Genomic DNA, 6,007 nt, shown 5'->3' with positions numbered 1-6,007 from the left:
GGTGTAGGCGGCGACGGCTCCGTCACCGGGCTGCCCGTCGATGAACTCGCGGCGGCCGTTGTTGTTGATGATCACGCGCTCGCGTTCGATCTCCATGACGGTGGCGCCCATCAGGTTGTTGCCGATCATGTACGTCTGCGAACGCTGCGTGTTCATGTCCTGGATGGACGCGAAGGACCAGTCCGGGTTGGCCGCGACGAGCGTGCCCAGCAGCTTCACGCGCAGGCCGCTCTTGGCCGGCGGGGCGTTGGCGTCGAACTCCGGCGACGTGGGCGGCTCCCTCACCGCGACCTCTTCCGCGGGCAGCTTCACGCCGGTGAGCCGCGACAGGCGCTCCGCGTCGATGGTGGCCAGGCCGCTGTCCGCGGCGTGGGTGCGCTGCGCGACGCGGGCGGGAGCCTCGGACGCGGGCGCGGGGGAGATGGAGGATTCGACGAACAGGTTCACCGTGCGCGCCGCCAGCAGGGCGACGAGCAGGATGAACAACAGGTTCACGCTCCAGAAGTACTTGCGAAAGAAGAGTTCCATCACGCTTCCGGGAGAAAGCCAGCCCCAGATGGGACCTTGAGCAAGGCAGGTGCCATCGCTGGGCGGGCGTCAAACCCACGACTTACGGCCAAGTCCTTGAAATTATTTCGGAATAGGACGGGGCCCCGACCAGGGAGACAGCCGGGACAGGACGTCCGGACAAATTGTCAAAAGCGGGCGGGGGCCGGTGTGACGGCCTGTCAGTCTGCGTTGGTGGGAGGGGAGGGGGGGACTGGAGGCGCGTCCGGGCCGCCCTGCTCGCGCTCGAGCTTGCGGTAGATGGTGCGCGCGGCGATGCCCAGCAGGCGGGCGGCGAGCGTCTTGTCCCCGCGCGTGTGGCGCAGGGTCTCGTGGATGACGCGCCTTTCAATCTCCTCCATGGGCGTCCCGATGGGGATGACCAGCTGGCCGGCGGAGCCCAGGGGCCCCTTGCGCACGGACTCCGGCAGGTCGCTGGCCTCCAGCACGTCCGTGCGGGCCAGCACCACGGCGCGCTCCACGGCGTGCTCCAGCTCACGCACGTTGCCGGGCCACGCGTAGTTCTCCAGCACGCCCAGGGCGTCCGGGGAGAAGCCGCGCAGCACCTTGCCGTTCTTCGCGGAGAAGCGGCGCAGGAAGGCCTCCGCCAGCAGCGGGATGTCCTCGCGGCGCGACGCGAGCGCGGGCACGCGGATCTCCACCACGTGCAGGCGGTAGTAGAGGTCCTCGCGGAAGCGCCCTTCGGCGACCTCCTTCTGCAGGTCCTTGTTGGTGGCGGCGACCAGCCGCACGTCCACCTTCACCGTCTGCGTGCCGCCCAGCCGCTCCAGCTCTCCCTCCTGGAGCACGCGCAAGAGCTTCACCTGCGCGGAGAGGGGCATCTCGCCCACCTCGTCCAGGAAGAGGGTGCCGCCGCTGGCGCGCTCGAAGCGGCCCTCTCGGCGGGTGACGGCGCCGGTGTACGCGCCGCGCTCCACGCCGAAGAGCTCCGCCTCCAGGATGCTCTCTGGAATGGCGCCGCAGTTGACGGCGATGAAGGACTGCTTCGCCCGGGCGGAGTGCTCATGCAGCGCTCTGGCGGCCAGCTCCTTGCCGGTGCCGGATTCGCCCAGCAAGAGCACCGTGGCGGTGGAGGGCGCCGCCTGGCGGATGGTGTCCAGCATGGCGCGGAAGGCGGGGGACTGGCCCACCATGGCGCGCCCGCCCGAGGGGTTGATCTCCGCGAGCTTCGCCTTGAGGGAGGTGTTCTCCTGGACGAGCGCCTGCTTCTCCAGCGCCTTCTGCACGGCCTTCACCAGGGCGTGGCGCTTGAGGGGCTTGGTGATGAAGTCGTAGGCGCCGTCCTTCATGGCGGCCACGGCCGTCTCCACCGTGCCGTAGGCGGTCATCAGCACCACCTCCACGTCCGGGCGGATGGCGCGGCTGGCCTTGAGCAGTTCCTGGCCGTCCATGCCGGGCATCATCAGGTCGGTGACCATGACGCTGACCTCGGGGCGCCGGAGCATCTCCAGCGCCTCCGTGCCTTGCGCGGCGGACAACGTGGCGAAGCCTTCCCGCTGGAAGATGCGGGCGACGGAGTCAAGGTTGGCGCGGTCGTCGTCGACGACCAGGACCGTGGGAGATGTCATGGGAGTGCGGGGCCTCTCAACACTGCCCTGCAATCCCCATTCCCATCAGGCCTGCTCTTCGTCCGGTTCCATGGGGCCGCCGCCCATGCGGCCAATGTCCTCGCGGCGCACCTTGTCCACGTTGAAGCGCAGGGCGCTGGTCAGCATGCGGCGCACGGTGGTTTCGAAGGTGGGAGGTGGGCCGTCCTTGCGAAAGCGCAGGAAGTTGAGCCGGGCGACGACGAAGTTCTTGAGGTAGGGGCTCTGGAGGCCTCGCTCCTTGAGGGCGTTGACGACGGCGACCACCGCGTCGTCCAGCTCCAGCAGCTGCTCCGCCTGGGCGTCGCGCACGGCCAGGGCCTGTGCCAGCGGCACGTCCTGGAAGCCGTCCACCACCTTGACGAAGGGGTGGTAGGCGCCCGCGGAGAAGCGGGGGCGCTTCTCGTAGGCGGCGCCCAGGGTGAGGAAGGAGGGCTCCTCGAAGAGGTGGGAGAAGGCGGACTCCCTGCCCTGGCGGTTCGCGCCGACGAGTCCCCGCGCCATGCGGATGACCTCCAGCGAGCGCTCCTTCAGGTTGTGGGCCTTCTCCGTGTTGAGGGCGAGGATTTGATAGGCCACGTCCTCGTCCGGCAGGAGCAGCGCGACGATGGACTTCGCGCCCAGCAGCTTGCTGGCGTTGAGGCGGTGGTTGCCGTTGGGCGTCCAGTAGCGGCCGTTCATGCGCACCGCGATGACGGGGTCGAGGAAGCGGTCCAGGCGCTCCATGGCGGTCGCGAGCCGTTTGACGTGGGGCTCGGACAGGTCGCGCTGGTAGGGCGTGGGCTCCACCTTGTCGATGGGGAGCACGGCGAAGACGACGGGGTGTCCGCCCAGCGGGTCGCGGTAGACGGACAGCACCTGTCCGCCGTCCTCGCGCACGGCCTGGAGGAGGGCGTCGGGGAAGGCCACGGCCTCGCTCGCCACCTCCGCCGCGCTCAGGCCCCGCGACTTCGGTTCGGCCTTCTTGCGGCGCGGCTTGCGCGGCGTGGCCGACTTCGACTTCGCGGGGGCGGACTTGCGAGCGGACTTCGCGGCCATGCGCACGGACCTCGTACCGTTGGGGGAGGAGGTCCGCGAGCGTAGGCGACCGGGCCGGGCTGGCTACGCGCCCGACACGGTGAGCTGTCGGAAGCGGACAGTGGGCGCACCCACGCTGCCGCCCCGGAACTGGAGGTCGCTGCCCACCGCGTCCACGTCCTTCAACATCTGGAGGAGGTGGCCCGCGACGGTCACCTCCTGCACCGGGTGGGTCAGCTCACCGTTCTCGATCCAAAGGCCGTTGGCCCCGCAGGACATGTCCCCGGACACCGGATCCGCGCCGTGGCCCAGCAGGGCGGTGACGTAGAGGCCCTGGGGCACTTCGCGGATCAACTCCTCCGGCGTCCTGGTGCCCTTCTCCAGGTAGAGGTTGGTGGTGCCGATGCCCGGCAGCGCGCTGTAGCCGCGCGACGCGTTGCCCGTGGTGCGCGCCTTCGCCTTGCGCGCGGTGAAGGCGTCGTAGAGGAAGCCGGACAGCACGCCCTGATCCAGGATGGGCGTGCGGCGCGTGGGGACGCCCTCTCCGTCGAACGGCGCGGTGGCCAGGCCCCGGGGCAGCAGGCCGTCATCCACCAGCGTGACGTGCTTTCCCGCGAGCCGCTTGCCCAGGTGGGGTGCGAGCACGCTGGACTGCTGGTACACGGCGTTGCCGTTGGCGGCCTGGGACAGGTTGCCCACGAAGCTCGCGGCCACCAGCGGGTCGAACACCACCGGCACCTGCTGCGTCTTCACCGGCTTCGCGCCCAGCATGCGCACGGCGCGCTTCGTGGCCTCACGGCCGATGGACTCGGGGGACTCCAGGTCGTCCAGGAAGCGCTTGTAGTCCAGCCAGTAGCCCGTCTGGAGCTGCCCGTTCTGCGACGCCACCGGCACCGCGACCAGGTACACGTACGTGCCGGAGTAGCCGCCGGACGTGCCCTCGCTGGACGCGAGGTACACCTCCGCCACGAAGTCACCGGCGGACACGGAGTCGAAGGTGACGACGCGCGCGTCCTGGGCCCGGCCCGCGCGCTCCGCCTCCAGCGCGGCCTGTATCTTCCAGTCCCCGGGCAGGTTCGCGACCTTGGGGTCGAAGAGGATGCCGGTGTCGCCGCGCTTGCCCAGGTCCTTCGCGCCGGGCAGGCCGTTGAGCTTGTTGGGCGCGGCGGCCTCCGCCAGTTGCACGGCCAGGTCCACCACGCGCTCCAGGCCCGCGGGCGTGAAGTCGGACGTGTACGCGAAGCCCAGCCGGTCCTTCACGATGACCCGGATGCCCAGGCCCTTGCTGGTGGCCTCCGTGAGGTCCTCAATCTGCCCTTCGCGGACGCGCACGCTGCTCTGGCGGCCCACCTCCAGATACGCCTCCGCCTGCTTCGCGCCCTTCTTCACGGCGCGCTGAACGACCTTCTTCGCGAGCTGTTCGTAGTTCACGGTTGTCCTCAGCCGACCTTCGTTCCGCCCACGGTGACGTTGTCGATGCGCACGGTGGGCAGGCCCACCCCCACGGGCATCATCTGCCCGTCCTTCACGCAGACGCCCATGCCGGGGTCCGGCATCGGGTCGCAGCCCACGCGGCTGATGTTCTTCAGCGCCTCCGGCCCCACGCCAATCAGGATGGCGTTCTTCACCGGGCGGCCCAGCTTGCCGTCTTCAATCTGGTAGGCCTCGCTGACCTCGAAGACGAAGTTGCCGTTGCTGATGTCCACCTGGCCTCCGCCGAAGGTGGCGCAGTACAGCCCGCGCTTCACCTCCTTGAGGATGTCCTCCGGCGCGTGGTCTCCGGGCGCCAGGAAGGTGTTCGTCATGCGCGGCAGGGGCAGGCTCTTGAACGACTCCCGCCGGCCGCTGCCCGTGGAGCGCTGGTTCATCAGCTTCGCGTTGAGCTGATCATAGAGGTAGCCCTTGAGGACGCCGTTCTCGATGAGGACCTTGCGCTCGCCGGGCACGCCCTCGTCGTCGATGTTGATGGATCCGCGCGCGCTGGACACCGTGCCGTCGTCGATGACCGTCACCAGCTCCGAGGCCACCTTCTCCCCCAGCTTGCCCGCGAACAGCGACGTGCCCTTGCGGATGAAGTCCGCCTCCAGGCCGTGGCCCACGGCTTCGTGCAGGAGGATGCCGCTCCAGCCCGGCGCCAGCACCACCGTCTGCGGCCCCGCCACGCAGTCCACCGCGCCCAGCGTGGCGATGGCCTGGCGCGCGGCCTCCTCCGCCACGGACTCCGGTGTCACGCCGTCCCAGTAGCTGAAGGACACCCGGCCGCCGCTGCCGTACATGCCGGTGCGCCGCTCGCCGTTCTTCCCCAGCGCCACCACGTGCACGCTCATGCGGGACTGGTCCTGCGTGTCCTCGCTGAAGCGGCCGGTGGTGTTGGCCACGGCGATGCGCTTCGTCTGATCCACGTAGGACGCGTTCACCTGCTGGATGCGCGAGTCGAAGGCGCGGGCGGCCGTGTTCGCGCGGGTGAGGAGCGCCGTCTTGCGCGCCACCGCCACGTCCTCCAGCGGCTGGGCCACGCGGTAGTGGCTGGGCACCGGCACGCGCTTGACGGGGTAGGCGCGCTCGGAGCCGCCGCCCTGGGCAATCATCGCGGCGGTGCGCGCGGCGCGGACGAGCGCGGCCTCGTCCCAGTCGTCGGAGTAGGCATAGCCCACCTTGGCCCCGGCGATGACCCGCACGCCCACGCCCTGCACCAGGCCCACCTGCGCGCTGCGGATGCGCTGCTCCTCCAGCACCACGGCGGTCGTGGACGTGCGCTCCACGTACACCTCCGCGAAGTCCGCGCCCCGGCCCATGGCTTCCGCCAGCAGACGTTCCAGCAGACCGGGGGGCAGGAG

5 protein-coding genes are annotated in these 6,007 nt (G+C 70.0%); all 5 read right to left on the bottom strand.

Going from position 1 to position 6,007, the window contains the following annotated elements; translation table 11 throughout:
- Positions 1-528: type II secretion system protein N (locus D7Y11_RS41170; protein WP_276528831.1), on the bottom strand; the 528-nt coding region annotated here is incomplete at its 3' end.
- A gap of 200 nt (positions 529-728) precedes the next feature.
- Positions 729-2,135 carry a sigma-54 dependent transcriptional regulator gene (locus D7Y11_RS41165; RefSeq protein ID WP_121756064.1) on the bottom strand — a complete coding sequence of 469 codons (1,407 nt, stop codon included), beginning with the start codon at positions 2,133-2,135 and terminating at the stop codon, positions 729-731.
- A gap of 45 nt (positions 2,136-2,180) precedes the next feature.
- Positions 2,181-3,191 (bottom strand): ParB N-terminal domain-containing protein, encoded by a 1,011-nt coding sequence (locus D7Y11_RS41160; RefSeq protein ID WP_126936406.1) that lies wholly within the window; start codon positions 3,189-3,191, stop codon positions 2,181-2,183.
- A gap of 63 nt (positions 3,192-3,254) precedes the next feature.
- Positions 3,255-4,601: a TldD/PmbA family protein gene (locus D7Y11_RS41155; protein WP_120581418.1), complete on the bottom strand. Its 1,347-nt coding sequence runs from the start codon at positions 4,599-4,601 to the stop codon at positions 3,255-3,257.
- A gap of 8 nt (positions 4,602-4,609) precedes the next feature.
- On the bottom strand, positions 4,610-6,007 hold a 1,398-nt coding region (locus D7Y11_RS41150), incomplete at its 5' end, for a TldD/PmbA family protein (protein WP_199753942.1).

It is taken from the genome of Corallococcus sp. AB018, from assembly GCF_003986945.1.
GTDB lineage: Bacteria > Myxococcota > Myxococcia > Myxococcales > Myxococcaceae > Corallococcus > Corallococcus exiguus.
This window is presented reverse-complemented; position numbering and strand designations above follow the sequence as displayed.

Bases quoted from the DNA above. Each gene is read 5' to 3' on its own strand.
- D7Y11_RS41165 (WP_121756064.1), bottom strand. From the start codon at position 2,135: ATGACATCTCCCACGGTCCTGGTCGTCGACGACGACCGCGCCAACCTT.
- D7Y11_RS41160 (WP_126936406.1), bottom strand. From the start codon at position 3,191: ATGGCCGCGAAGTCCGCTCGCAAGTCCGCCCCCGCGAAGTCGAAGTCG.